Genomic DNA, 23,610 nt, shown 5'->3' on the forward strand with positions numbered 1-23,610 from the left:
ATGCAGCTCAACATCCGCCGTGTGCGTCCCGGTGAGGCCGGGCTGGTTCTCGCTTTCATCCGCGAGCTCGCCGAGTACGAAAAACTTTCGCACGAGGTCGAGGCGACCGAGGCTGACATCGCCGACGCACTGTTCGGCGAACGACCGCAACTCCATTGCGCTCTCGCCGAGTGGAACGGCGAGCCGGTCGGCTTCGCGGTGTGGTTTGCGAATTTTTCGACGTTCAGCGGCCGCCACGGCATCTATCTCGAAGATTTGTATGTGCGGCCATCGCATCGGGGCAGGGGCCTCGGCAAGGCTCTGCTCGTGCACCTCGCCAGGGAATGCGTCGAGAACGGCTGGTCGCGGCTGCAATGGGCGGTGCTTGACTGGAACGCGCCGTCGATCGCGTTCTACAAATCGCTCGGTGCCATCATGCTGGAGGACTGGACGCTGTGCCGCGTCACCGGTCCGGCGCTGACGCGGCTTGCCGGGAGCGCGACCTGATGGAGATCGTCTTCGTCGTCGCGATCGCGGAGAACGGCGTCATCGGGGCCGGCAACGCAATGCCGTGGCGAATGAAATCCGACATGGCGCGCTTCAAGGCGCTCACGATCGGCAAGCCCGTGATCATGGGCCGCAGGACCTTCGAATCCCTGCCCCGGCCGCTTCCCGGCCGCACCAACATCGTCGTCACGCGCGATGCGGATTATCGCGCCGCCGGCGCCATCGTGACGACATCGACTGCCGCCGCAGACGCCATCGCGCGCGGCGATGCCCTGCGGCGTTCGGTCGCCGAGATCGCCGTGATTGGCGGCGCCGAAATCTTTCGGCAATGGCTCGATCGCGCCGATCGCCTCGAGATCACCGAAGTGCATGCCCGGCCCGAAGGCGACACGCATTTCGACATCGACAGGGCAGAGTGGGATGAGGTTGAACGCATCCGTCATCCTGCCGGACCCCACGACAGCGCCGACTACTCCTATGTGACATATCGTCGGCGGGCAGGCCATTAACCGCATTTGCCAATGTTAACATTGACTTTTCTGCCCCCAAGCTTAGCTCGGAGGGCGGCGAGGGCTGCGTTGTAAGGGACCTGCCTGTCCCCTATAAAGCCGGACCGGACAAAGCGGGCGGGGGCAATTTCACCCTGCCGAGGAGAGCGTCGAATGCCGTGGAAGAATCAGGGCGGTGGCCCATGGGGCTCGGGTCCGAAGGGACCATGGGGCAACGGCCCGCAACCGGTCGGGCCAAGGCCGCCGGATCTGGAAGATCTTCTGCGGCGCGGCCAGGATCGCCTCCAGCAGATCATGCCGGGTGGCTATTTCTCCGGCATCGGCATCACGCTGATCGTGCTGCTCATCGTCGCGTTCTGGCTGCTGTCGGGCTTCTTCCGGGTGCAGTCCGAAGAGCTCGGCGTCGTGCTGCGCTTCGGCAAGCATGTCCGCACCGTGGAGCCCGGCCTGAACTACCATCTGCCCTATCCAATCGAGACCGTGCTGCTGCCAAAGGCCTTGCGCGTTTCCACCATCTCCATCGGCATGACGCTGATCGACGACCCGGCGCGGCGCGGCCGCTCCATTCGTGACGTGCCGGAAGAGAGCCTGATGCTGACCGGCGACGAGAACATCGTCGACGTCGACTTCACCGTGCTCTGGCGCATCAAGCCCAACGGCGTCGGCGATTTCCTCTTCAACATCCAGAATCCCGAAGGCACCGTGAAGGCGGTCGCCGAGAGCGCGATGCGCGAGGTGATCGGCCGCTCGCAGATCCAGCCGATCCTGACCGGCGCGCGCAACGTTACCGAACAAGGCGTGCAGGAACTAATCCAGAAGACCCTGGACAGCTACGGCGCCGGCATTCAGATCAGCCAGGTGCAGATGCAGAAGGTCGACCCGCCGGCGCAGGTGATCGACGCCTTCCGCGACGTCCAGGCGGCGCGCGCCAATCTCGAGCAGCTGCAGAACGAGGCGCAGACGTATGCCAACCAGGTCGTGCCGCAGGCACGCGGGCGTGCGGCGCAGATCATGCAGGCCGCCGAAGGCTACAGGGAGCAGACCGTCGCCGAGGCCAAGGGCCAGAGCTCGCGCTTCCTGAAGGTTTACGAGGAATACAAGAAGGCGCCCGACGTGACGCGTGAACGGATTTATCTGGAGACGATGGAGCGCGTGCTCGGCGGTTCGGAAAAGCTCATTTATGACGGCGGCCAGTCGGGCCAGGGCGTCGTGCCTTATCTGCCGCTCAGCGAGTTGACGGCCAAGCGGCCGCCTGCAACCGGCCAGCAGACGACCGGAGGCAACCGATGAGATCTCCGGTCACAGGTATCGTCACGCTGCTCGGCCTCCTGCTCGTCGTGATCGTGGGCTACATGTCCCTGTTCACGGTGGCGCAGACCGAGCAGACCATCGTGCTGCAGTTCGGCAAGCCCGTCGATGTCGTTACCGCTCCCGGCCTGCACTTCAAGGCGCCGTGGAATTCGGTGATCAACATCGACAAGCGCATCCTCGATCTGGAGAACCCGTCGCAGGAAGCGATCGCGTCCGACCAGAAGCGGCTCGTGGTCGACGCCTTCGCGCGTTACCGCATCAAGGACGCGCTCCGCTTCTATCAGAGCATCGGCTCGATCCAGGCCGCCAACATCCAGCTCACCACGCTCTTGAACGCTGCGCTGCGCCGCGTGCTCGGCGAGGTCACCTTCATCAACGTGGTCCGCGACGACCGCGAGAAGCTGATGCAGCGCATCCGCGATCAGCTCGACCACGAGGCCGACGGCTACGGCATCCAGGTCGTCGACGTCCGGATCCGCCGCGCCGATCTGCCGGAGCAGAACAGCCAGGCGGTCTATCAGCGCATGAAGACGGAACGCGAGCGCGAAGCCGCCGAGTTCCGCGCGCAGGGCGGCCAGAAGGCCCAGGAGATCCGCTCCAAGGCCGACCGCGAGGCGACCGTGATCGAGGCGGATGCAAGGTCGCTGGCCGAGCAGACGCGCGGCGTCGGCGATGCCGAGCGCAACCGTCTGTTCGCCGAAGCCTACGGCCAGGACGCGGATTTCTTCGCCTTCTACCGTTCGATGGCGGCCTATGAGACCGGGCTGCGCGCGAACGACACCCGCTTCCTGCTGCGCCCGGACTCGGATTTCTTCCGGTTCTTTGGTAACCCGTCCGGCAAGACGGCGACCACGACGCCAGCGAAGCCGTAAGTGAGACAAGGGCGGCAAGTCTGGCCGCCCTTCGTCCAGACAAGAACAGCACAACGGGAGGTTCCAATCCGATGAGGTCCATTGCGTTCGCCGACTTCCTCATCGGTTTGGGCATCCTGTTCGTGCTGGAAGGCTTGATGTTCGCGGCAAGTCCGGCCTGGATGCGCAAGGCCATGAAAAGCGCGATGGCCACGCCGGATAACGTCCTGCGGGCGGTCGGCATTGGTTCGGCCGTGGCCGGCCTGGTCCTGATCTGGGTTATGCGACGTCCAATTTAGCCGTCGCACCAACGCCAAAGTGAAGGCGAGGGACCGGTTTTCGCCTTATTATCCGGGTCTTGAGGCCCGTTAAGGTCCGCGCTTGCGCCGTCCCCCCGTTCGAGCGCAGTCTTGACGTCGAATCCTTGTTTCCTGGAGATCACAATGACCGCTGCCACCATTGCCCCGACCCGTTTGCGCTTAGGGCTGGCCGCGCTCGCCGTTGGCGCTTTCAGCGCACTCGGCACACCGGCCTATGCGCGCGGACCGGATGGCATCGCCGACGTCGCCGAGAAGGTGATTGACGCGGTCGTCAACATCTCGACCTCGCAGACCGTCGAAGCCAAGGGCGGGGGCGGCGGCAGCAATGCCATGCCGCAACTGCCGCCCGGTTCGCCCTTCGAGGAGTTCTTCGACGACTTCTTCAAGAACCGCAAGGGTCCCGGCGGCGGCAGCAAGGGCGGCGAGAACAGCCCGGCGCCGCGCAAGACCAACTCGCTCGGAAGTGGCTTCATCATCGACACGTCAGGCGTCGTCGTCACCAACAACCATGTCATCGCGGACGCCGATGAGATTAACGTCATTCTCAACGACGGGACCAAGATCAAGGCCGAACTGGTCGGAGTCGACAAGAAGACCGACCTTGCCGTGCTCAAGTTCAAGCCGTCGAAGCCGCTGGTGTCGGTGAAGTTCGGTGATTCCGACAAGCTGCGCCTCGGCGACTGGGTCGTCGCGATCGGCAATCCTTTCAGCCTCGGCGGCACCGTGACGGCCGGTATCGTTTCGGCGAAGAACCGTGACATCTCCTCAGGTCCCTACGACAGCTACATTCAGACCGACGCCTCCATCAACCGCGGAAATTCCGGCGGTCCGCTGTTCAACCTCGATGGCGACGTCATCGGCGTCAACACGCTGATCATCTCGCCGTCCGGCGGCTCGATCGGCATCGGCTTCGCCGTACCGTCGAAGACGGTGGCGGGTGTCGTCGACCAGCTCCGCCAGTTCGGCGAATTGCGCCGCGGCTGGCTTGGCGTGCGCATCCAGAGCGTCACCGACGAGATCGCCGAGAGCCTCAACATCAAGCCGCCGCGCGGCGCGCTGGTTGCCGGTGTCGACGACAAGGGCCCGGCCAAACCGGCCGGCATCGAGCCCGGCGACGTCGTCGTCAAGTTCGACGGCAAGGACGTCAAGGACCCGAAGGATCTGTCTCGCGTGGTCGCCGACACGGCGGTCGGCAAGGAGGTCGACGTCGTCATCATCCGCAAGAGCCAGGAGGAAACCAAGAAGGTCACGCTCGGCCGGTTGCAGGATGCCGACAAGGTGCAGGCCGCGGTGAAGACCGACGAGCCTCCGCCTGAAAAAACCGTGACACAGAAGGCGCTCGGCCTCGATCTCGCCGCGCTGAGCAAGGACCTGCGTGCGCGCTACAAGATCAAGGACAGCGTCAAGGGCGTGGTCGTCACCAATGTCGACGCCAATTCGGATGCCGCCGAGAAGCGCCTCTCGGCCGGCGACGTCATTGTCGAGGTGGCGCAGGAGGCCGTCTCCAGCGGCGCCGACATCCAGAAACGGGTCGACCAGCTCAAGAAGGACGGCAAGAAATCGGTGCTGCTGCTGGTGTCGAACGCCGACGGCGAGCTGCGTTTTGTCGCGCTGAGCGTGCAGTAAGAGCGCTCGCTTTCACCTCTCGTCATGGCCGGGCTTGACCCGGCCGTCCACGCCTTGCCATGCGGACGAGCGTAACGTGGATGCCCGGGACAAGCCCGGGCATGACGGCGGAGAGGAGGAGGCTACGCCTCCACGAACTCCTCGCGCCGATACCCCTGCGCGTACAGCAGCGCGGTGAGATCGCCATGATCGATCCGCGCCGCCGCAGCGGCGGCCACCGCGGGCTTGGCGTGATACGCCACGCCCAGCCCCGCCGCCTGGATCATCGCGAGATCATTGGCGCCGTCGCCGACCGCCAGCGAGTCGATGTCGTCGAGATCGAACGATTCCATCAGATCCACCAGCGTCGCGAGCTTTGCCGCGCGCCCCAAAATCGGCTCCTTCACCTCGCCAGTGAACTTGCCGTCGCGGACGACGAGCTCGTTGGCGCGGTTCTCCTGGAAACCGATCCTGGTGGCGACCGCGCTGGTGAAAAGCGTGAAGCCGCCGGAGACGAGGCAGGCATAGGCGCCATGGGCGCGCATGGTCGCGACCAGTTCGCGGCCACCCGGCGTCAGCGTAATGCGCTTGGCCAGCACCTCGTCGACGGCACTGGCGGGAAGGTCCTTGAGCAGCGCGACGCGCTCGCGCAGCGCCGGCTCGAACTCGATCTCGCCGCGCATCGCGCGCTCGGTGATGGCGGCCACATGGGCCTTCACCCCGACGAAATCGGCGAGCTCGTCGATGCATTCCTGACCGATCATGGTGGAATCCATGTCGGCGAGAAAAAGCTTCTTGCGCCGGAAGCCGACTGGCTGCACCACGATGTCGATGGGCAGGTCGCCGCGAAGCTCGCGGAGCCGCTGCTCGATGGCGTGACGGTCGCCTTCGAGGTTACTGTCGGCGCCGAATGGGATGTCGACTGCAACCCCGTCGAACAGCCAGTGCGCGGGAGCTGCCTGAGGCAGCACGGCGCGGGCGCCGTCGACGATGGTCGAGTCGAGCGCGGGATTATTCGGGTTGCAGATCAGCGTGGCAACGAGGGACATTTGAGGTTTTCGTGAGCGAGGGGCAAGTCGGCAGAAGGCATGTTGGCAAGGCGGTGCTTATCGCAGGCCCGACCGCCAGCGGCAAGTCGGCGCTGGCGCTCGAGCTTGCGCTCGCTGCGGGCGGGGTCGTGATCAATGCCGATTCCATGCAGGTCTACCGTGACCTCCGCATCATCACCGCGCGCCCCACCCTTGGCGACGAGGCGCAGGTGCCTCATCGCCTGTACGGCCATGTCGATGCGGCCGTGAATTTTTCAGCCGGTGCCTGGGTGGGCGACGCGGCCAAGGCGCTCGAAGCGGCGAAAGCCGAAGGGCGCCTGCCGATCTTCATCGGCGGCACCGGGCTCTATTTCAAGGCGCTCACGGCGGGCCTTTCCGTGGTGCCACCGATCCCTCTCGAGGTGCGCGAGGACGTCCGGGCGCGGCTGGAGCGGAACGGCGTCGAAGCGCTGCACGACGAACTCGCAGCCTCCGATCCGCGGGCGGCCGAGCGCTTGAACCGTCGCGATCGCACGCGCATTGCGCGCGCGCTCGAAGTGGTCGAAGCCACCGGCCGTTCGCTGCTGGACTGGCATCATGAGGGCCAGCCGCCGCTCTTGCCCAAGGACAGTTTTCGGGCGGTGTTCCTCGCGCCCGAGCGCGACGAGCTCTATCCGCGCATCGACGCCCGCTTCGACGCCATGTTGGGTGCCGGCGCGCTAGAGGAGGCGGTGCGTCTCGCCGCCCGAAACCTCGATCCGCTGCTGCCGGCGATGAAGGCTCATGGCGTGCCGGCGCTAATCCGGCATCTGCGCGGTGAGCTCAGCCTGGAGCAGGCGGCGACCATCGGCCGCGCCGACACCCGCCACTACGCCAAGCGGCAGTTCACCTGGTTCCGGCACCAATTGCCCGAATTCGAGTGGGTGAAGCCGGGGGAGATTCGGGGCTGGCTGGCGGCGATCGTGAACGCGGCGCGGGACCAAGGCTGACACGCTTTTGTGCCTCGGCTCCCGAATTTACCTCTCGCCCAACCCCGGGAACACCGCTACACTGCCAAAATCGCGCGGGAACGGCCGCATTGCCTTGACATCGGGGCGCTGGCCGCTATGTTTCGCGCAACCTTTGGGAAGCCGGGCACCTGCCATGCGTAACATTATTACCAAACTCCTTATCGCCGTCGTACCCAGGCACACCGCCGGGGGTGGCTAGCTGCCATCCACATGACAGGCGGTGTGCATGGGCCCTCTTCGGGGCCTTTTTTATTTCCGAAAACCCGACACGAACGAAGCCGCTGACAACAGCGCATCCGGAGCAAGCCAATGAGCGACAAGAGCCACGATCCGAACCAGATGACCGGCGCCGCGATGATCGTCCGCGCGCTCATCGATCATGGCGTGACCGACATTTTCGGCTACCCCGGCGGCGCGGTGCTCCCGATCTACGACGAGATCTTCCAGCAGAGCGAGGTCCAGCACATCCTGGTCCGCCACGAGCAGGGTGCGGGTCACGCCGCCGAGGGCTATGCGCGTTCGACCGGCCGGCCCGGCGTTGCCCTGGTGACCTCCGGTCCCGGCGCCACCAACATGGTGACGCCGCTCACCGACGCGCTGATGGACTCGATCCCGCTGGTCTGCATCTCCGGCCAGGTGCCGACGCATCTGATCGGCAACGACGCGTTCCAGGAATGCGACACCGTCGGCATCACGCGCCCCTGCACCAAGCACAATTGGCTGGTGCGCGACGTCAACGATCTCGCAAAGGTGCTGCACGAGGCGTTTTACGTTGCGACTACGGGTCGACCGGGCCCGGTGCTCGTCGACGTGCCCAAGGACGTGCAGTTCGCGACCGGCACCTATCATCCGCCGCGCAAATCCGACGTGCATCGCTCCTACGCGCCGCGGGTGAAGGGCGATGCGACGCAGATCCGCAAGGCCGTGGCGCTGCTCTCAGGCGCCAAGCGCCCCGTAATCTACAGCGGCGGCGGCGTGATCAATTCCGGCCCTGAAGCCACCAGGCTGCTGCGGGAGCTGGTCGAGGTCACCGGCTTTCCGATCACCTCCACGCTGATGGGCCTCGGCGCATATCCCGCCTCGGGCAAGAGCTGGCTCGGCATGCTCGGCATGCACGGCACCTACGAAGCCAACATGACCATGCATGATTGCGACGTCATGCTGTGCGTCGGTGCGCGCTTCGACGACCGCATCACCGGCCGCGTCGATGCGTTCTCGCCGGGCTCGAAGAAGATCCACATCGACATCGACCCGTCCTCGATCAACAAGAACATCCGCGTCGACGTGCCGATCATCGGCGACTGCGGCAACATTCTCGGCGACATTCTCCAGGTGTTCAAGGCGGAGGCGAAGAAGCCCGACATCAAGGCCTGGTGGCAGCAGATCGCGCAGTGGCGCGCCCGCAACTCGCTCTATTTCAGGAAGAGCAACGACGTCATCCTGCCGCAGCATGCGATCCAGAGCCTGTTCGAGGCGACGCGTGGCAAGGACACCTACATCACCACCGAGGTTGGCCAGCATCAGATGTGGGCCGCGCAGTTCTACGGCTTCGAGGAGCCGCATCGCTGGATGACCTCGGGCGGTCTCGGCACCATGGGCTACGGCCTGCCGGCCGCGGTTGGCGTGCAGGTTGCCCATCCCGACAGCCTCGTCATCGACATCGCGGGTGATGCCTCGGTGCAGATGACGATGCAGGAGATGTCGACGGCTGTGCAGTACGAGCTGCCGATCAAGATCTTCATTCTGAACAACCAGTACATGGGCATGGTGCGGCAGTGGCAGCAGCTGCTCCATGGCAACCGCCTGTCGCATTCCTATTCGGAGGCGATGCCGGACTTCGTCAAGCTCGCGGAAGCCTACGGCGGCGTCGGCCTCCAGGTGCACAAGCCCGGTGATCTCGACGGAGCCATCCAGGAGATGATCTCGGTCAAGCGCCCGGTGCTGTTCGACTGCCGCGTCGCGTCGCTGGAAAACTGTTTCCCGATGATCCCCTCCGGCAAGGCGCACAACGAGATGCTGTTGCCGGAGCAGGCCAACGACGAAGCCACCGCGAAGGCGTTCGCCGGCGGTAAGGCGCTGGTGTGAGCGTGATGTTCGACCTGAACGAGCTCGAACGCGCACATGCGATCGTGGGGCAGGCGGTGCCGGCAACGCCGGCGCACGCCTGGCCGCTGCTCGCCGAGCGGCTCGGCACGCAGGTCGTGGTCAAGCACGAGAATCACACGCCGGCGGGCGCCTTCAAGGTGCGCGGCGGGTTGGTCTATCTCGATCGGCTGAAGCGCGAACGGCCGAACATTCCGGGCATCATCTCGGCGACGCGCGGCAATCATGGCCAGAGCCTCGCCTTTGCGGCGAGCCGCCATGGCGTAACTGCCGTGATCTATGTGCCGCGCGGCAATTCGGTCGAGAAGAACCGCGCGATGAAGGCGTTCGGCGCCGAACTCGTTGAGCACGGCGAGGACTTTCAGGCCGCACGCGAGGAAGCCGGACGCCACGCGCAGTTCGCCGGGCTGCACATCGTGCCGTCGTTCCATACGGACCTGGTGCTGGGCGTGGCGACCTATGCGCTCGAATTGTTCCGGGCCGCGCCCGATCTCGACATCCTCTATGTGCCGATCGGGCAAGGCTCGGGGATCTGCGGCTGTATCATGGCGCGCGATCTGCTCGGCCTGAAGACCGAGATCGTGGGCGTGCAGTCGACCGAGGCGCCGTCCTACGCGCTGTCGTTCGCGGCGGGTCAGGTGGTGACCACCGAGACCAGCAACACGCTCGCGGACGGCATGGCGACGCGGATTCCCGATCCGGAAGCGCTCGCGGTCATCCTCAAGGGCGCCTCGCGTATCGTCCAGGTGACGGACGATGAAATCGCGCTCGCGATCCATGCGCTCTGGACCGACACGCACAACCTTGCCGAAGGCGCTGGCGCCGCCGCGCTCTCCGCGGCGCTTCAGGAAAAGACAACATTGTCGGGCAAGCGCGTCGGTCTCGTGCTGTCCGGCGGCAATATCGATTTCGATCTGTTCCGCGGTTGGGTCGGGACGGATGCGCCGGTCGCTCATCGGGCGACGGCGTAACGACGAGAATGAAGGGGACGACAATGAACCAGCCCGCATCCGCCTATTTCATCGAGGAGCGCCACGACCCGAACGAGACGCACACGCTTTCGGTGCTCGTGCAGAACGAGCCCGGCGTGCTCGCGCGCGTCATCGGCCTGTTCTCGGGGCGCGGCTACAATATCGAGAGCCTCACGGTCTCGGAGACCGAGAGCCAGAAGCATCTCTCGCGCATCACCATCGTCACCACGGGTACGCCCATGGTGATCGAGCAGATCAAGCATCAGCTCGACCGCATGATCCCGGTCTATCGCGTCGTCGACATGACGCTGACCAAGCGCTCGATCGAGCGCGAGCTGGCGATGGTCAAGGTGCGCGGGCAGGGCGAGCATCGCGTCGAGGCGCTGCGGCTGGCGGACGCGTTCCGCGCCCGCGTGATCGACGCCACCACCGAGAGCTTTGTGTTCGAGATCACAGGCAATACAGATAAGATCAATCAGTTTATCGACCTGATGCGTCCGCTTGGCCTCGTCGAAGTGTCGCGCACCGGTGTTGCCGCGATTGGTCGCGGGCCTGAAGGAATGTGAGCCATGCTGGCGCGCGACTGGTATTACAACGAGCGGAACCGGATAGGGATCGGGCCTGCAGTGGCCTCGATCTACGACAGTCATGACGATGCCGATCTACGGGCGCGCGCCGCGCTGAAAATGCTCGGCGTCCAGCGCGGCTGGCGCATTGCCGATATCGGTTGCGGCAACGGCGTGCTCGCGACCGAGGCGGCGCTGATGGGCGCCGAGGTCGATGCCATCGACATCTCGCCCGCGATGCTGGCGCTCGCCGAGATCTACGCGCGCGAGCGCAAGGCGCCCGTGCGCACGCAGTCCGCCGGCCTGCTCAGCTTCGCCTACCGGCCGGAATCCTATGACCTGATCGTCAGCGAGTTCACGCTGCACCATCTGCCGGATTTCTGGAAGGCGGTAGCCATGTCGCGGATCTATCGCGCGCTCAAGCCCGGTGCCACTTTCTATTTGCGCGACATCGTCTACGCCTCGATGCCCGATGCGCTCGAGCGCGACGTTGACCAATGGGCCGACTTTGAGATCAAGAACCACGATGTCCCGCGTGAAAGCGTCGTCACCCACATGCGCGACGAGTATTCCACTTTCGGCTGGGTCATGGAGCGGATGCTGACCGACGTCGGCTTCACGCTGGTCTCGGCCGATTACCACGCCCCGATGCACGGCACCTATCTGCTGCGGAAACCCAATTCCTCGACGTAACGGCCGGCGAGCAAGGCTCGACCAGAACAACAAACAGGGCTGCACGACAGGGCAGAACCGGGAACGACAATGAAGCCGGCCGACATCCTCATCGCCATCCTGGTGGCGGTCATCTGGGGGCTTGCCTTCGTGGCAAGCCGGATCGCGCTCGACGAATTTTCGCCGGAGCTGATGACGGCGATGCGCTTCACCATTGCCGCGGTGCCGTGCCTATTCATCCGCAAGCCCAAAGTCGCCTGGTCGCTCCTGATCGCGATCAGCTTCACGCTCTTTCTCGGCCAATTTCTGAGCCAGGCCTATGGCATCGCCCATGGCGTGCCGGTGGGGCTGACCAGCGTCGTCGTGCAGAGCCAGGCGCTGTTCACGATCGGCTTTGCCGCGATCGCATTCCGTGAGCGGCCGACGCCGGTGCAGACGCTGGGCATCGTCATCGCAGCCATCGGCCTTTTGATGATCTGCGGCACGGTCGGCTATGATTTCAGCGTCGGTGCCTTCGCCGTGCTGATGATCGCGCCGGTCAGCTTTGCGGTCGGCAATGTCCTGCTGCGCGGCGCCCGCGGCGTGCCGATGTTCGATCTGTTCGCCTGGTTGTGCCTCGCCACCGCGGTGCCGCTGTTCGCGCTCACGCTGGTGGTCAACGGACCGACGCCGACCTGGCAGTCGCTGGTCCACATGTCGCTCACCGGCCTCATTTGCCTGCTGTTGATCGGCGCCATCTCCACCAGCATCGCCTATTGGCTGTGGGGCCGGCTGCTGCGTGACTATCCCACCGCGCAAGTGGTGCCGTTCGCGCTGCTGGTGCCGTTCGTCGGCTCGGCTGCGTCCAGCATCGTGTTCGGCGAGCGGTTCGGCCCGCTGCGTCTCGCCGGCATGCTCACCGTGATCGGCGGTATCGCGGTGATGGTGCTCGCGAAGCGTCCGCAGGTCCTGCCGAAGACCGCTTGAGGTGACTATGGCCTATTCGCTCTTCTATGCCTTCCTCGCCTTTATGGTCGTGATGTATTTCACGCCCGGGCCGAACAACATCATGCTGCTGGCCTCGGGCCTGACCTACGGCTTTCGGCGCACCATCCCCCACATCGCCGGTATCGTCATCGGCTTTGCTTTCATGATCGCCGCCGTGGGTCTCGGGCTCGGTACAGTGTTTCTGGCCTATCCGATCCTTCAGACCATCCTGAAATACGCCGGCGCGGTCTATCTGATTTACCTTGCCGCCGTGATTGCTTTGTCCGGCCCGACCACGCCGGACGGCGAGACCGGCCGCGGCCCGATGACCTTCTGGGGCGCGGCGATGTTCCAGTGGATCAACGCCAAGGGCTGGGTGATCGTGATCGGCACAATCACCGCCTACGCGGCGATTGCCCAATTCCCCATCAATATCGCGATCCAGACCCTGGTCAGCCTACTCGTCGGCGCGGTCTCGACCGTGGTCTGGGTCCTGTTCGGCACTGCACTACGGCCGGTGTTGACCTCCGAGCGGCTGGTCCGCGCCTTCAACATCCTGATGGCGATCCTGCTGCTGGCGTCTCTCTACCCCGTCGTTATGGATGCATGATGCCTCAGCTTTCCATGCAGAAACGGGTTTCCCAGGGGGCCGAAAATGCTCTAGACAGCCCCCGAAATCCGCAAATTTCACCGTCCGAGACCTGACCGACAAGACCTGACCAACGGCCGATTCCGGCCCCTGAACGAGGAAACGACCATGCGTGTTTATTACGATCGCGACGCCGACCTGAACCTGATCAAGGGCAAGAAGGTCGTCATCGTCGGCTATGGCAGCCAGGGCCACGCCCATGCGCTGAACCTGAAGGATTCCGGCGTCAAGGACGTGGCGATTGCGCTCCGCAAGGGTTCGGCCTCGGCCAAGAAGGCGGAAGCTGCCGGCTTCAAGGTGATGGAAGTCGCCGAGGCCGCCAAATGGGCCGATCTGGTCATGATGCTGACCCCGGACGAGCTCCAGGGCGACATTTACCGCGAGCAACTGCACGACAACATGAAGAAGGGCGCCGCCCTCGTCTTCGCGCACGGTCTCAACGTCCACTTCAACCTGCTCGACCCGCGCGCCGATCTCGACGTTCTGATGATCGCGCCGAAGGGCCCCGGCCACACGGTGCGTTCGGAATACCAGCGTGGCGGCGGCGTGCCCTGCCTGATCGCGATCGCCAAGGACGTCTCGGGTAACGCCCACGACCTCGGCCTGTCCTACGCCTCCGCCGTCGGCGGCGGCCGTGCCGGCATCATCGAGACCACTTTCAAGGAAGAATGCGAGACCGACCTGTTCGGCGAGCAGGTCGTGCTCTGCGGCGGCCTGGTCGAGCTGATCAAGGGCGGCTACGAGACGCTGGTCGAAGCCGGCTACGCCCCGGAGATGGCCTATTTCGAGTGCCTGCACGAAGTGAAGCTGATCGTCGACCTGATCTATGAAGGCGGCATCGCCAACATGAACTACTCGATCTCCAACACCGCGGAGTACGGTGAGTACGTCACCGGCCCGCGCATCGTCACCGACGAGACCAAGAAGGAGATGAAGCGGGTTCTGAACGACATCCAGTCCGGCAAGTTCGCCCGCGACTGGATGCTCGAGAACAAGGTCAACCAGACCTCGTTCAAGGCGACCCGCGCCAAGCTCGCCGAGCACCCGATCGAGGAAGTCGGCGCCAAGCTGCGCGACATGATGCCCTGGATCAAGAAGGGCGCGCTGGTCGACAAGTCGAAGAACTAAGCGGCCGTTCGGATGCGGCGTATCGGTTGCGCCGCATCCGGACACGCGAGCGAAAACACAAGCTTCGCTCGCCAAACCAATTCTTAAATCTTCGCGATTATATTCGAGCGAGATCGCAACCAGCGGTCTCGCTCTTTTCGTCTCGCGCGAAGCATTGCTGCTTCATTCAAATTCTTCGCGAGCTGAAGTGCTCCCTGAGCATGAAGAACTGACGCTTAAACCACATTCTTGGTCTCGCGTTGTTTTCGGAATTTCTCAGAAGCTCCCGATCCTCAAAAGCCCAGCGTCTTCAGGGTCAAGGATTCGGCTCTTCATCCATACCTTCAGGATGCAATCAATCGCACGTCGCGAGGTTCGCACCTCGCTTCAACTTAAGAACTGACACCCGCGGCGTCTCCTTGAGCGGTGGACGGCATTGCGCCCCGGCACCTTTCGCCTGCATGATCGCGGGAGCTCTTGGGGAGGAAGATCATGCGATCCGTCGTCGTCACCGGCGCGTCCACTGGCATCGGCTGGGCCATTGCGAAGTTTCTGATCGGGCGCGGCTATCGTGTTTTCGGTAGTGTCCGCAAGCAGGCCGATGCGGATCGGCTCATGGGTGAATTCGGTACGAACTTCACGGCGCTGCTGTTCGACGTCACCGACGAGGCGGCGGTCCTCGCGGCTGCGCGAAAAGTCCGCGAGGCGCTGGGCGGCGAGACGCTGGCCGGTCTCGTCAACAACGCCGGCGTCGCGGTCGCCGGTCCCGTGCTCGAATTGTCGGTCGACGACTTTCGCCGGCAGATGGAGATCAACGTCATCGGCCCGGTCATCGCGACGCAGGCCTTTGGGCCGCTGCTGGGCGCCGACCCGTCGCTGGAGGGACCGAAGGGCCGGATCGTGATGATCAGCTCGGTCGCGGGCAAGAACGGCAATCCGTTGTCGGCGCCTTACTGCACGTCCAAGCATGCCATCGAAGGTCTGTCGGAGAGCTTGCGCCGCGAATTGATGCTGTTTGGCATCGACGTCATTATCGTCGCACCCGGCGCCGTCAAGACGCCGATCTGGAGCAAGGCCGAGCAGATCGATCTTTCGGTCTACCAGAACTCGCCTTATCTGCCGGCGCTGAACAAGGTCATGGCGTTCATGATGAAGCTCGGCGAGACCGGGCTGCCGGCCGAGCGGATTGCCGAGGTCGTTTTCGAGGCGCTCACCGCCGAGAGGCCCAAGGTTCGCTACCAGATCACGCCGGACCGGATGCGGCATTTGATGACGGCCACGCTGCCCAAGCGTGTGGTCGACCGCATCATCGCCAAGCGGCTCGGGCTGCTGCCGCAGGGCTGAGCCTCCGAGGTGAGACCATTGCCGGACAGGTGATCAATTTCCGATCGTGGGAGCGTCTTGAGATGCCGGCTTATGTGATTTTCGACGTCGAGATCAGGGATTTGCAGCAGTACCAAAGCTTCATGTTGGGCGTGAAGCCCGCCCTGGAGGCCGCTGGAGCTCGATATCTGGCGCGAGGGGGCGCCCACAAGGTCTACGAGGGAGACTGGCAGCCCCGCAGGATCGTTCTGCTGGAATTCCCATCCGTCGCAGCCTGGGAGGCATTTTACACAGGCGCGACCTACCAGGGACTCAAAGCGGTCCGGGACGCTTGCAGTTCTGCCCGCCTGGTCAGCGTCGAAGGCCTCGACTAGACGGCAAGTCGGTTCTGCACTGCGGGATTTGCCCTAGGGACGAATTGGGCCCGGAGACCGATCGGCTTCCGCTAACATTAAGCGAAGGTCGGACCGCGACACGCGTTGCTTGTCCGTGACCTTTCAATTACAGTTTTATGACACGGTGCAGGCCTTCCGGCTGCGCCGAACGCCGCAGGCCCGGTCAGCCGGCTCGGCATCACCGTGCCGGACCAGCAGTTGCGTGTCGTCGATGGCGTCCGCGCCCAATCCAGGTCCTTCTGCCACGACCGCCGTGCTGGCAAGCGTCGCTGCGCTCGGCATCTGGCGGCTGCTCGCGGTTGCAGCGCCGCATCTCGCGGCGCTCGTCCTGATGTACGAGACCGAGACGGATTTCGGCGCACGGCTCTCCTTCGTGCTGGCCTGGGGCATCCTCAACTTCTTCTGGATCGCGCTGCTGCGGCGGCCGGCGCTCTCGGGTGCGCTGTCGCTGACTATGGTCGTGGTGCTGGTGCTGCTGTCACGGCTGAAGCACGACGTCGTGCAGATGACGGCCAACTTCATCGACCTGATGATGATCGACCGCGACACGGTGGCGTTCCTGTTCACGATCTTCCCGAATTTGCGCTGGTCGGTGATCGGGGCCGGCCTGGTCACGCTGCCGCTGATGTATGCGCTGTGGTGGCTCGACCCATTCCGCATCCGTAGGCTACCGGCGCTCGCCTCGATGCTCGCCTGCCTCGCCGCGCTGGTCGGCTATTCGCTCTACCATCCGGACGAGGCTTGGCGCGGCTATTACGACGACGGCTATCTCTCGAAGTTCTTCCGCTCCGGCGTCAGCGCGGTCTCCGACTTCGCGCATTACGGCTTCATGGAGTCGGCCGCTTCGACCAACGAACGGCTCAACATGCCGCTGGTCGATGCCTGCCATCCTGCCGGCCGGCGGCCGAACATCATCATGGTCCATGATGAATCGAGCTTCGACATCCGCGCCGCGCAGGGCATCAAGGTGCCGGCCGGCTACGGCAGCCATTTCAAATCCTGGGACGGCAAGGAGCGCGCGTTCCTGGCCGAGAGCAATGGCGGGCCGAGCTGGTTCACCGAATACAACGTGCTCGCGGGGTTGTCGTCGCGCTCGTTCGGCCGCTTCGCCTATTTCGTGACGCGCATTGCAACAGGCCGTGTCGAGCGCGGCCTGCCGCTGGCGCTGCGCCGCTGCGGCTACGACACGATGTCGCTCTACCCCGCCTATGGCGGCTTCATGGCCGCGCGCAGCTTTCAGGTGACGACCGGCATCGAACGCTTCCTCGACTCCAAGGATCTCGGCGCCAAGGATGTCGAGCCGGATAGCTTCTTCTACGACAAGGCGCTCCGGCTGATCGGCGAGCGGACGCCGAACAAGCCGCTGTTCACCTTCATCTATCTCGGCGCCAATCATTTCCCCTGGGAGACGCGCTTCCGCCCGGATCTGCTGCCGAACTGGCGCGCACCGGGCAATGTGCCGTCCATCGACGAGTACCTGCGGCGGCAGGCGATGAGCGCCGAGCAGTACAACGCTTTCCTCGCGGGCTTGAAGAAGAAATTTCCCGGCGAACCCTTCCTGATCGTGCGCTACGGCGATCATCAGCCGGAATTCGCGCCCGGTATCCTCGAGCCCGGGCTCGACGAGGGCGCTCTCGGCAAGAAGCTCGACGCCTACGACCCACGTCTCTACGCGACTTACTACGCGATCGACGCCGTCAATTTCGAGCCGGTGAAAAGCGAGGCCGTGATGGACACGGTCGACGGCCCGTATCTGCCGCTGGTCATCCAGGAAGCCGCCGGCATCCCGCTCGATCCGTCCTTCGCCGAGCAGAAGGAGATCATGCTCCGCTGCAAGGGCATCTTCTACGGCTGCAAGGACGGGGCCGAAGCGCGCCGGCTGAACCGGCTGCTGATCGATGCGGGGATGATCAGGGGGCTGTAGCGTCTCTCCAACGTCGTCCTGGCGAAGGCCAGGACGACGTTGAACGAATGGCGCGGCTACCGCCCACCCACCTTCTCCCATAGCCATTTCGCCACTGCATCCGGCGACGAATTCGCGTCATTGCCGGCGGCGCGCAAATTAGCTTCGCGCATGGTCGCGATGTCGATCTTGCCGAGCAGCGGCTTCACCGCGGCCCGCAGCCGTTCGTCGCCGGCGCGCTTTGGGGCCAGCAACAGGATCGCATCGTAGGGCGGGATCGCGTGGCTGGGATCGTCGAGCGCAACGAGATCGTATTTTGCGATCAACCCGTCGCTGGTGTAGCCGGCGATGACATCGACCTCGCCGCTGGCGACGGCCGCATACATGAAGTCCGGCTGCATCTGGCGCTGGGCGCGGAACGAGAGGCCATAGGCTTTTTGCAGCGCCGCCCATTCGGGTCGCGAGAAAAACTCATAGTCGCCGGCGATCGACAGGGTCGAAGCATGCGCGGCGAGATCGGCGATGGTGCGGATGCCAAGCGCCTCCGCGCGCTTCTTCGGGATCACCAGCGCATAGGCGTTCTCGAAACCGAGCTCGCCGAGCAGGGTGATGTTCTCCTTCGCAAGCGTTGTCTGCAGCTCCGCCAACAGCTCCGCGCGCGGCTTGATGTCCGTGCGGTGAAGCTGATTGGCCCAGAGCGTGCCGGAATAATCGACGTAGAGATCGATATCGCCGGCTTTCAACGCCTCGAAGATCACGCTTGAGCCGAGACCGGATCGTGCGACGGCGGAGAGACCGGCGGCCTGAAGCCGGTCCCGCATCAGCGCCGACAGCACATACTGCTCGGCGAACGTCTTGGCGCCGACGACATAGTTCTGTGACGAGCGCCCCATCGTCGGCACCAATGTTGCGGCGACCAGTGCCGCGATCCCGGCCGCGCCAAGCGCCGCACGCACGCGGCTGCGCCAGCGCAGGCCGCTCTCGATCAGGCCGAGCAGTTGATCGACGGCGAGCGCCAGCAGGGCCGAGGCAAAGCAGCCGAACAGCACGAACACCCAGTTCTGGGTCTGGAGCCCGGCAAAGATGTAATTGCCGAGGCTGGTCTGCCCGATCGGGGTCGACAGCGTCGCGGTGCCGATCACCCACACCGCGGCGGTGCGGATCCCCGCCATCATGACCGGCAGCGCCAGCGGCAGTTCGACCATCACCAGCGACTGCCGCGCGGTCATTCCGACGCCTTTGGCAGCCTCTATCAGCGCGGGATCGATGCCGTTGAGGCCGGTGATGCCATTGCGCAGCACCGGCAGCATCGAATAGAGCGCCAGCGCCAGCATCGCCGGCAGGAAGCCGAAAGCGGAGAAGGAGACGCCGAACCAGGCCAGCGCCACGGAGGCCGCGAGCAGCAGGAGCGGATAGAACAGCGCGAGCAGCGCCAGCCCGGGCACCGTCTGCACGATGCTGGCGAGCGCGAGCAGCACAGCGCGCGGCGTGGGACGGTTGCGCGTCAGAATCGCCAGCGGCAGGCTGACGATCAGGCCGAGCGCAAGCGCGGCGAGACTCACCCGCACGTGGTTGCCGAGATAGTCGGGCAAATGCGCCAGCGCTTCGCCCCAACGCGGATCCGTGAAAAGGCTCATGCCGCCCCGCCCTTTAGCAGGAGCGCGTTCAATCGCTCGACCTGGCGTCGCGGCGTCCGCAGCAGCTCCAGCACGTAGGCGTCGCTGCTTTTCGAGAGCTCCACTGGCGTGCCCTGCGCCAGCAGCTTCCCGCTGCGCATCACCGCGATGCGGTCGGCGAGCAGGATCGCTTCCGTCATGTCGTGGGTGATCATCACGGTGGTCAGGCCGAGCTTGCGGTGCAGCTCGCGAAAATCGTCGCCGAGCGCATCGCGGGTAAGGGGATCGAGCGCGCCGAATGGCTCATCCATCAGCACGATGCGGGGCCTTGCCGCAAGCGCCCGCGCCACGCCGACACGCTGGCGCTGGCCGCCCGAGAGCGCATCCGGCAACCGCCCGCGATGGGCGGCCCGGTCGAGCTGCACGAGCTCGAGCAACTCATCGACCCGTGTTGCGATATCCGCTGCCGAGACGCCGAGCAGCTTCGGCGTGATCCCGATATTGTCGGCGACGCTCAGATGCGGGAACAGTCCGCCGCTCTGGAAAACGTAGCCGATGCGGCGCCGCAGCGCGACCGGATCGACGGATTGCACGTCGTCGCCCTCGACCGTGATCGTGCCCCCATCCGCCTCGATCAGGCGGTTGGCGAGCCGCAGCAGCGTCGTCTTGCCCGAACCCGAGCCGCCGACGACGGCTACAAATTCGCCTTCGGCGATGTCGAGTGACACATCGTCCACGGCCTTGAGCGCGCCGAAGCTCTTGGTGACGTGGGCATAGCCAATCATCGGCCTGGACGGCATCGGGCGGGGCTCACTGCGCTGACCCGCCCCAGGGAAGGGAGGGGGGAAGGGAGGTGATGACAAGGCCCATGCGTAGCACGCTTGGCGGCTTGATTGAACTTGGTCGCGCGAGCGGCTAAGGCATCGGGCCAAGTTCGGAGGAAGCATATGATAACGCCTACGGCAGTGGCGCTGGAAGATGCCAAGGTCGCGTTCCAGTTGGGGGACGGGCGGGTCTATACGGCGGTGGAGAAGGCGCATCTGACGGTGGCGCAGGGCGAGTTCGTCGCCATCGTCGGCCCGACCGGCTGCGGGAAATCAACACTGCTCAACGTCGCGGCCGGGCTGCTGAAGCCGGCTGCGGGGAGCGTCAGGATATTCGACCAGCCACTTGCCGGGCTGAACCGGGACGCCGGCTACCTGTTCCAGGCCGATGCGCTGTTCCCCTGGAAGACCGCGCTCGACAACGTCGCGATCGGGCTCGAAGTCAGCGGCACGCCGCGCAGCGAGGCACTGCCGCGGGCGCAGAAATGGCTGACCTCGGTCGGCTTGGGTGCCTTCGCCAACCGCTATCCGCACATGCTCTCGGGCGGCCAGCGCAAGCGCGTGGCGCTGGCGCAGGTGCTGATCCGCGATCCAAAGATCCTGCTGATGGATGAGCCGTTCGGACCGCTGGATGCACAGACCCGGCAGGTGATGGGCAACCTGTTGCTCGACCTCTGGAACGCTGACCGCAAGGCCGTGCTGTTCGTCACCCATGATCTGGAAGAGGCGATCGCGCTCGCCGACCGCGTCGTGATCATGTCGGCGGGGCCGTCCTCCCGCATCATCGGCGACTGGCGCGTGAGCCTGCCGCGCCCGCGCGACATTTTCGAAGTGCGGCTGGACAAGGAATTCCATGCGCTTCATCGCGAGATCTGGAGCGTGCTCAAGGACGAGGTCATGAAGGGCTATGCGCAGTCCACGCAAGCGGCGGAGGCGGTCTGATGTCGCGCGTCACGCTGCTTACGCTGCAAGTGCTGGTCGCGGTGGTCTGCCTCGCGCTGTGGCAATTGCTGTCGACCGTGCCCGTGTTCGGCAAGATCCTGCTGCCGCCGTTCTTCTTCTCCAATCCGGTCGATGTCTTCGCCCAGATCGTCAAATGGTTCTCGTCCGGTGTGATCTGGAAGCATCTCGGCATCACGCTGACGGAATCGATCCTGGCCTTCGTGATCGGATCGGCCGGCGGTGTGCTGATCGGCTTCTGGTTCGCGCGCCAGCCGCTGGTCGCCGCGGTGTTCGATCCCTACGTCAAGATGGTCAACGCTCTGCCGCGTGTGGTGCTGGCGCCGATCTTCGCGCTGTGGCTTGGGCTGGGCATCTGGTCCAAGGTCGCGCTCGGCGTGACGCTGGTGTTCTTCATCGTGTTCTTCAACGTCTATCAGGGCGTCAAGGAGGTCAGCCGCACCGTGCTGGACAACGGCCGCATGCTCGGCATGAGCGAGCGGCAGCTGATGCAGCACGTCTATTGGCCTTCGGCGCTGTCGTGGATGTTCTCCTCGCTGCACACGTCGGTCGGTTTTGCCGTGGTCGGTGCCGTCGTCGGCGAGTATCTGGGATCGGCGGCGGGGCTCGGCTACCTCATTCAGCAGGCCGAGGGCATATTCGACGTCGCCGGCGTCTTCGCCGGCATGTTCGTGCTGTCGGCCTTCGTCATCCTGATCGACTTTGGCGTGACGTTGGTGGAGCGGAGACTGCTGGTGTGGCGCCCGACCGTGGACGGACGCGGCTAGGCCGCAAGGGGCCCGCGCAACGCGCGAGCCCCGGATCGATCAGTCCAGCAGCTTGGTGTCATCGGGCGCCTGCGGCGGCGTCTTGATCGCGATCGCCTTGACCTGTCCGCTGATCGGCTTGGTGCCGCCATGCGGCGTCCCCTTCGGGATGATGACGAGGTCGCCCGGCTTCACCGTGACTTCCTTGTCACCGAACCAGATCGTGCCGGTGCCCTCTAAAATGTACTGGATCTCGTTGGTGTTGGGATGCATGTGCTTGGGCACATTGCCGACCTGGATCGAGATGGTGGCGCCATCGGCGCTTGCGAACGTCTTGGAGCGGTAGCCGACGGCGTTGGCGTTCCCCAGCGCGTCGCCCTCCATCTCGCCGGTGTGGATGATCTGCGGAGTGATGTTCTCCGCGGCCAGCGCCGGCCGCAGCAGGTGGGTTGCGCCGCATCCGGCGGCAAAAGCGGTGGCGATCGACAGTCCGATTGCAAGGCGATTCATGGATGATCCTCCCCATCAAGAATTGTTCTTGTGGGCTTCATGCTATTGCGCCGAAAGGCCGATGGCCAGCGCCTTCGGTCCTGCTTCTCAAGCCAGCCCGGCTGCTTTATGGTGCCGCCAGCCGAACGGAGGAAACCAATGAAGAACACGATAGCCAGGCTCGCGGGCGCGCTGCTCGCGCTGACGCTCACCACCGGTCTTGCCGCGGCGCAAAGCAAGGTCACGATCGCGATCGGCGGCGGCTCCTGTTTGTGCTATTTGCCGACGGTGCTGGCAAAGCAGCTCGGCGAATACGACAAGGCGGGTCTCGACGTTGAGCTCGTGGACCTCAAGGGCGGCTCGGACGCGCTCAAGGCCGTGCTCGGCGGCAGCGCCGACGTGGTCTCCGGCTATTTCGACCATTGCGTCAACCTCGCGGCCAAGAAGCAGGAGCTTCAGGCCTTCGTGGTCTATGACCGTTATCCCGGCCTCGTGCTGGTGGTTTCGCCGTCGCACACCAACGAGATCAAGTCGATCAAGGACCTCGCCGGCAAGAAGGTCGGCGTCAGCGCGCCCGGCTCCTCCACTGACTTCTTCCTGAAGTATATGCTGAAGAAGAATGGCGTCGATCCCGCCAGCACCGCCGTGATCGGCGTTGGCCTCGGCGCCACTGCGGTCGCCGCCATGGAGCAGGGCCAGATCGATGCGGCCGTGATGCTCGATCCCTCCGTGACCGTGCTCCAGGGCAGCCACAAGGATCTGCGCATCCTCTCGGACACCCGCACGCAAAAGGATACGCTTGAGACGTTCGGCGGCGAATATCCGGGCGGCGCGCTGTACTCGACCGCGGCCTGGGTCGCCGGCCACGAGAAGGAGACGCAGGCGCTGACCAACGCGATCCTGGGCACGCTCGCCTGGATCCACTCGCACTCGCCCGAGGAGATCATGGCGAAGATGCCGGAGGAGACGGTTGGCAAGAACAAGGACCTCTATCTCGCGGCACTGAAGAACACGATCCCAATGTTCTCCGAGACCGGCAAGATGGACCCGAAGGGCGCCGACGCCGTGCTCGCGGTGTTCAGCGTTGGATCGCCCGAGGTCGCCAACGCCAAGATCGACGTCAGCAAGACCTTCACCAACAAGTATGTCGAGCAGGCCAAGAAGACCACGGGAAGCGTCAAATAACTGACGCGAAGGCGT

General features: G+C 64.6%; 24 protein-coding genes. 20 read left to right on the forward strand and 4 right to left on the reverse strand.

Annotated features, from left to right (window positions below; translation table 11 throughout):
• The 6 genes from AB3L03_RS26770 to AB3L03_RS26795 all read left to right on the forward strand — a co-directional run bounded on the left by AB3L03_RS26770 (position 1) and on the right by AB3L03_RS26795 (position 5,103).
• On the forward strand, positions 1 to 486 hold the full coding sequence (locus AB3L03_RS26770) for a GNAT family N-acetyltransferase (protein WP_018454334.1): 486 nt from the start codon (positions 1 to 3) through the stop codon (positions 484 to 486).
• Entirely contained in the window at positions 486 to 995 is a 510-nt protein-coding gene (locus tag AB3L03_RS26775) for a dihydrofolate reductase (RefSeq protein WP_018454335.1), read from the forward strand. The genes AB3L03_RS26770 and AB3L03_RS26775 overlap by 1 nt, the downstream gene beginning before the upstream one ends.
• 153 nt (positions 996 to 1,148) lie before the next feature.
• On the forward strand, positions 1,149 to 2,285 hold the full coding sequence (hflK, locus tag AB3L03_RS26780; RefSeq protein WP_007600977.1) for an FtsH protease activity modulator HflK: 1,137 nt from the start codon (positions 1,149 to 1,151) through the stop codon (positions 2,283 to 2,285).
• A complete protein-coding gene (gene hflC / locus AB3L03_RS26785) occupies positions 2,282 to 3,178 on the forward strand; it encodes a protease modulator HflC (RefSeq protein WP_018454336.1) in 897 nt (298 codons plus the stop codon). The genes hflK and hflC overlap by 4 nt, the downstream gene beginning before the upstream one ends.
• Before the next feature lie 71 nt (positions 3,179 to 3,249).
• Positions 3,250 to 3,456 carry a DUF2065 domain-containing protein gene (locus tag AB3L03_RS26790; protein ID WP_018454337.1) on the forward strand — a complete coding sequence of 69 codons (207 nt, stop codon included), beginning with the start codon at positions 3,250 to 3,252 and terminating at the stop codon, positions 3,454 to 3,456.
• Positions 3,457 to 3,600: 144 nt separating this feature from the next.
• Entirely contained in the window at positions 3,601 to 5,103 is a 1,503-nt protein-coding gene (locus AB3L03_RS26795; protein WP_018454338.1) for a Do family serine endopeptidase, read from the forward strand.
• A gap of 122 nt (positions 5,104 to 5,225) precedes the next feature.
• Here AB3L03_RS26795 and serB read toward each other — a convergent pair whose 3' ends face one another.
• Positions 5,226 to 6,131 (reverse strand): phosphoserine phosphatase SerB, encoded by a 906-nt coding sequence (gene serB, locus AB3L03_RS26800; RefSeq protein ID WP_018454339.1) that lies wholly within the window; start codon positions 6,129 to 6,131, stop codon positions 5,226 to 5,228.
• An 11-nt stretch (positions 6,132 to 6,142) separates the two neighbouring features.
• Here serB and miaA point away from each other — a divergent pair, with 11 nt between their 5' ends.
• The 11 genes from miaA (at position 6,143) to AB3L03_RS26855 (ending at position 17,796) form a co-directional block, all read left to right on the forward strand.
• On the forward strand, positions 6,143 to 7,099 hold the full coding sequence (gene miaA / locus AB3L03_RS26805; protein ID WP_368507269.1) for a tRNA (adenosine(37)-N6)-dimethylallyltransferase MiaA: 957 nt from the start codon (positions 6,143 to 6,145) through the stop codon (positions 7,097 to 7,099).
• A 330-nt stretch (positions 7,100 to 7,429) separates the two neighbouring features.
• A complete protein-coding gene (locus AB3L03_RS26810; RefSeq protein ID WP_368507270.1) occupies positions 7,430 to 9,205 on the forward strand; it encodes an acetolactate synthase 3 large subunit in 1,776 nt (591 codons plus the stop codon).
• Positions 9,206 to 9,210: 5 nt separating this feature from the next.
• Entirely contained in the window at positions 9,211 to 10,194 is a 984-nt protein-coding gene (locus tag AB3L03_RS26815) for a threonine dehydratase (protein WP_368507271.1), read from the forward strand.
• A 23-nt stretch (positions 10,195 to 10,217) separates the two neighbouring features.
• Positions 10,218 to 10,760: an acetolactate synthase small subunit gene (gene ilvN, locus AB3L03_RS26820; protein WP_007613340.1), complete on the forward strand. Its 543-nt coding sequence runs from the start codon at positions 10,218 to 10,220 to the stop codon at positions 10,758 to 10,760.
• Between the two features lie 3 nt (positions 10,761 to 10,763).
• Positions 10,764 to 11,453, forward strand: a complete 690-nt coding sequence (locus AB3L03_RS26825; RefSeq protein ID WP_085385120.1) for a class I SAM-dependent methyltransferase — start codon at positions 10,764 to 10,766, stop codon at positions 11,451 to 11,453.
• Positions 11,454 to 11,522: 69 nt separating this feature from the next.
• On the forward strand, positions 11,523 to 12,398 hold the full coding sequence (locus AB3L03_RS26830) for an EamA family transporter (RefSeq protein WP_085385121.1): 876 nt from the start codon (positions 11,523 to 11,525) through the stop codon (positions 12,396 to 12,398).
• A 7-nt stretch (positions 12,399 to 12,405) separates the two neighbouring features.
• A complete protein-coding gene (locus AB3L03_RS26835) occupies positions 12,406 to 13,008 on the forward strand; it encodes a LysE family translocator (RefSeq protein ID WP_085385122.1) in 603 nt (200 codons plus the stop codon).
• A 147-nt stretch (positions 13,009 to 13,155) separates the two neighbouring features.
• On the forward strand, positions 13,156 to 14,175 hold the full coding sequence (gene ilvC, locus AB3L03_RS26840; protein WP_085385123.1) for a ketol-acid reductoisomerase: 1,020 nt from the start codon (positions 13,156 to 13,158) through the stop codon (positions 14,173 to 14,175).
• Positions 14,176 to 14,646: 471 nt separating this feature from the next.
• Positions 14,647 to 15,498, forward strand: a complete 852-nt coding sequence (locus AB3L03_RS26845) for an SDR family oxidoreductase (RefSeq protein ID WP_018454345.1) — start codon at positions 14,647 to 14,649, stop codon at positions 15,496 to 15,498.
• A gap of 62 nt (positions 15,499 to 15,560) precedes the next feature.
• Positions 15,561 to 15,851, forward strand: coding sequence for a DUF1330 domain-containing protein (locus AB3L03_RS26850; RefSeq protein WP_018454346.1), 291 nt, complete (start codon positions 15,561 to 15,563; stop codon positions 15,849 to 15,851).
• Between the two features lie 232 nt (positions 15,852 to 16,083).
• Positions 16,084 to 17,796, forward strand: coding sequence for a sulfatase-like hydrolase/transferase (locus AB3L03_RS26855; protein ID WP_368507272.1), 1,713 nt, complete (start codon positions 16,084 to 16,086; stop codon positions 17,794 to 17,796).
• 56 nt (positions 17,797 to 17,852) lie between these two features.
• On the opposite strand, the gene AB3L03_RS26860 is transcribed toward AB3L03_RS26855, so the two are convergent.
• The gene (locus AB3L03_RS26860) at positions 17,853 to 19,412 is read right to left on the reverse strand and encodes a glycine betaine ABC transporter substrate-binding protein (RefSeq protein ID WP_368507273.1); all 1,560 of its coding nucleotides are present in this window, start codon (positions 19,410 to 19,412) and stop codon (positions 17,853 to 17,855) included.
• Positions 19,409 to 20,191, reverse strand: coding sequence for an ABC transporter ATP-binding protein (locus AB3L03_RS26865; protein ID WP_018454349.1), 783 nt, complete (start codon positions 20,189 to 20,191; stop codon positions 19,409 to 19,411). The genes AB3L03_RS26860 and AB3L03_RS26865 overlap by 4 nt, the downstream gene beginning before the upstream one ends.
• A 147-nt stretch (positions 20,192 to 20,338) precedes the next feature.
• Here AB3L03_RS26865 and AB3L03_RS26870 point away from each other — a divergent pair, with 147 nt between their 5' ends.
• Entirely contained in the window at positions 20,339 to 21,157 is an 819-nt protein-coding gene (locus AB3L03_RS26870) for an ABC transporter ATP-binding protein (RefSeq protein ID WP_026232716.1), read from the forward strand.
• Positions 21,157 to 21,942 (forward strand): ABC transporter permease, encoded by a 786-nt coding sequence (locus AB3L03_RS26875; RefSeq protein ID WP_018454351.1) that lies wholly within the window; start codon positions 21,157 to 21,159, stop codon positions 21,940 to 21,942. The genes AB3L03_RS26870 and AB3L03_RS26875 overlap by 1 nt, the downstream gene beginning before the upstream one ends.
• 39 nt (positions 21,943 to 21,981) lie before the next feature.
• Here AB3L03_RS26875 and AB3L03_RS26880 read toward each other — a convergent pair whose 3' ends face one another.
• Positions 21,982 to 22,431: a cupin domain-containing protein gene (locus tag AB3L03_RS26880; protein ID WP_085350257.1), complete on the reverse strand. Its 450-nt coding sequence runs from the start codon at positions 22,429 to 22,431 to the stop codon at positions 21,982 to 21,984.
• 138 nt (positions 22,432 to 22,569) lie between these two features.
• Here AB3L03_RS26880 and AB3L03_RS26885 point away from each other — a divergent pair, with 138 nt between their 5' ends.
• Positions 22,570 to 23,595, forward strand: a complete 1,026-nt coding sequence (locus AB3L03_RS26885; RefSeq protein ID WP_018454353.1) for an ABC transporter substrate-binding protein — start codon at positions 22,570 to 22,572, stop codon at positions 23,593 to 23,595.
• Positions 23,596 to 23,610 lie beyond the last annotated feature (15 nt).

Source organism: Bradyrhizobium lupini, assembly GCF_040939785.1.
Classification (GTDB): domain Bacteria; phylum Pseudomonadota; class Alphaproteobacteria; order Rhizobiales; family Xanthobacteraceae; genus Bradyrhizobium; species Bradyrhizobium canariense_D.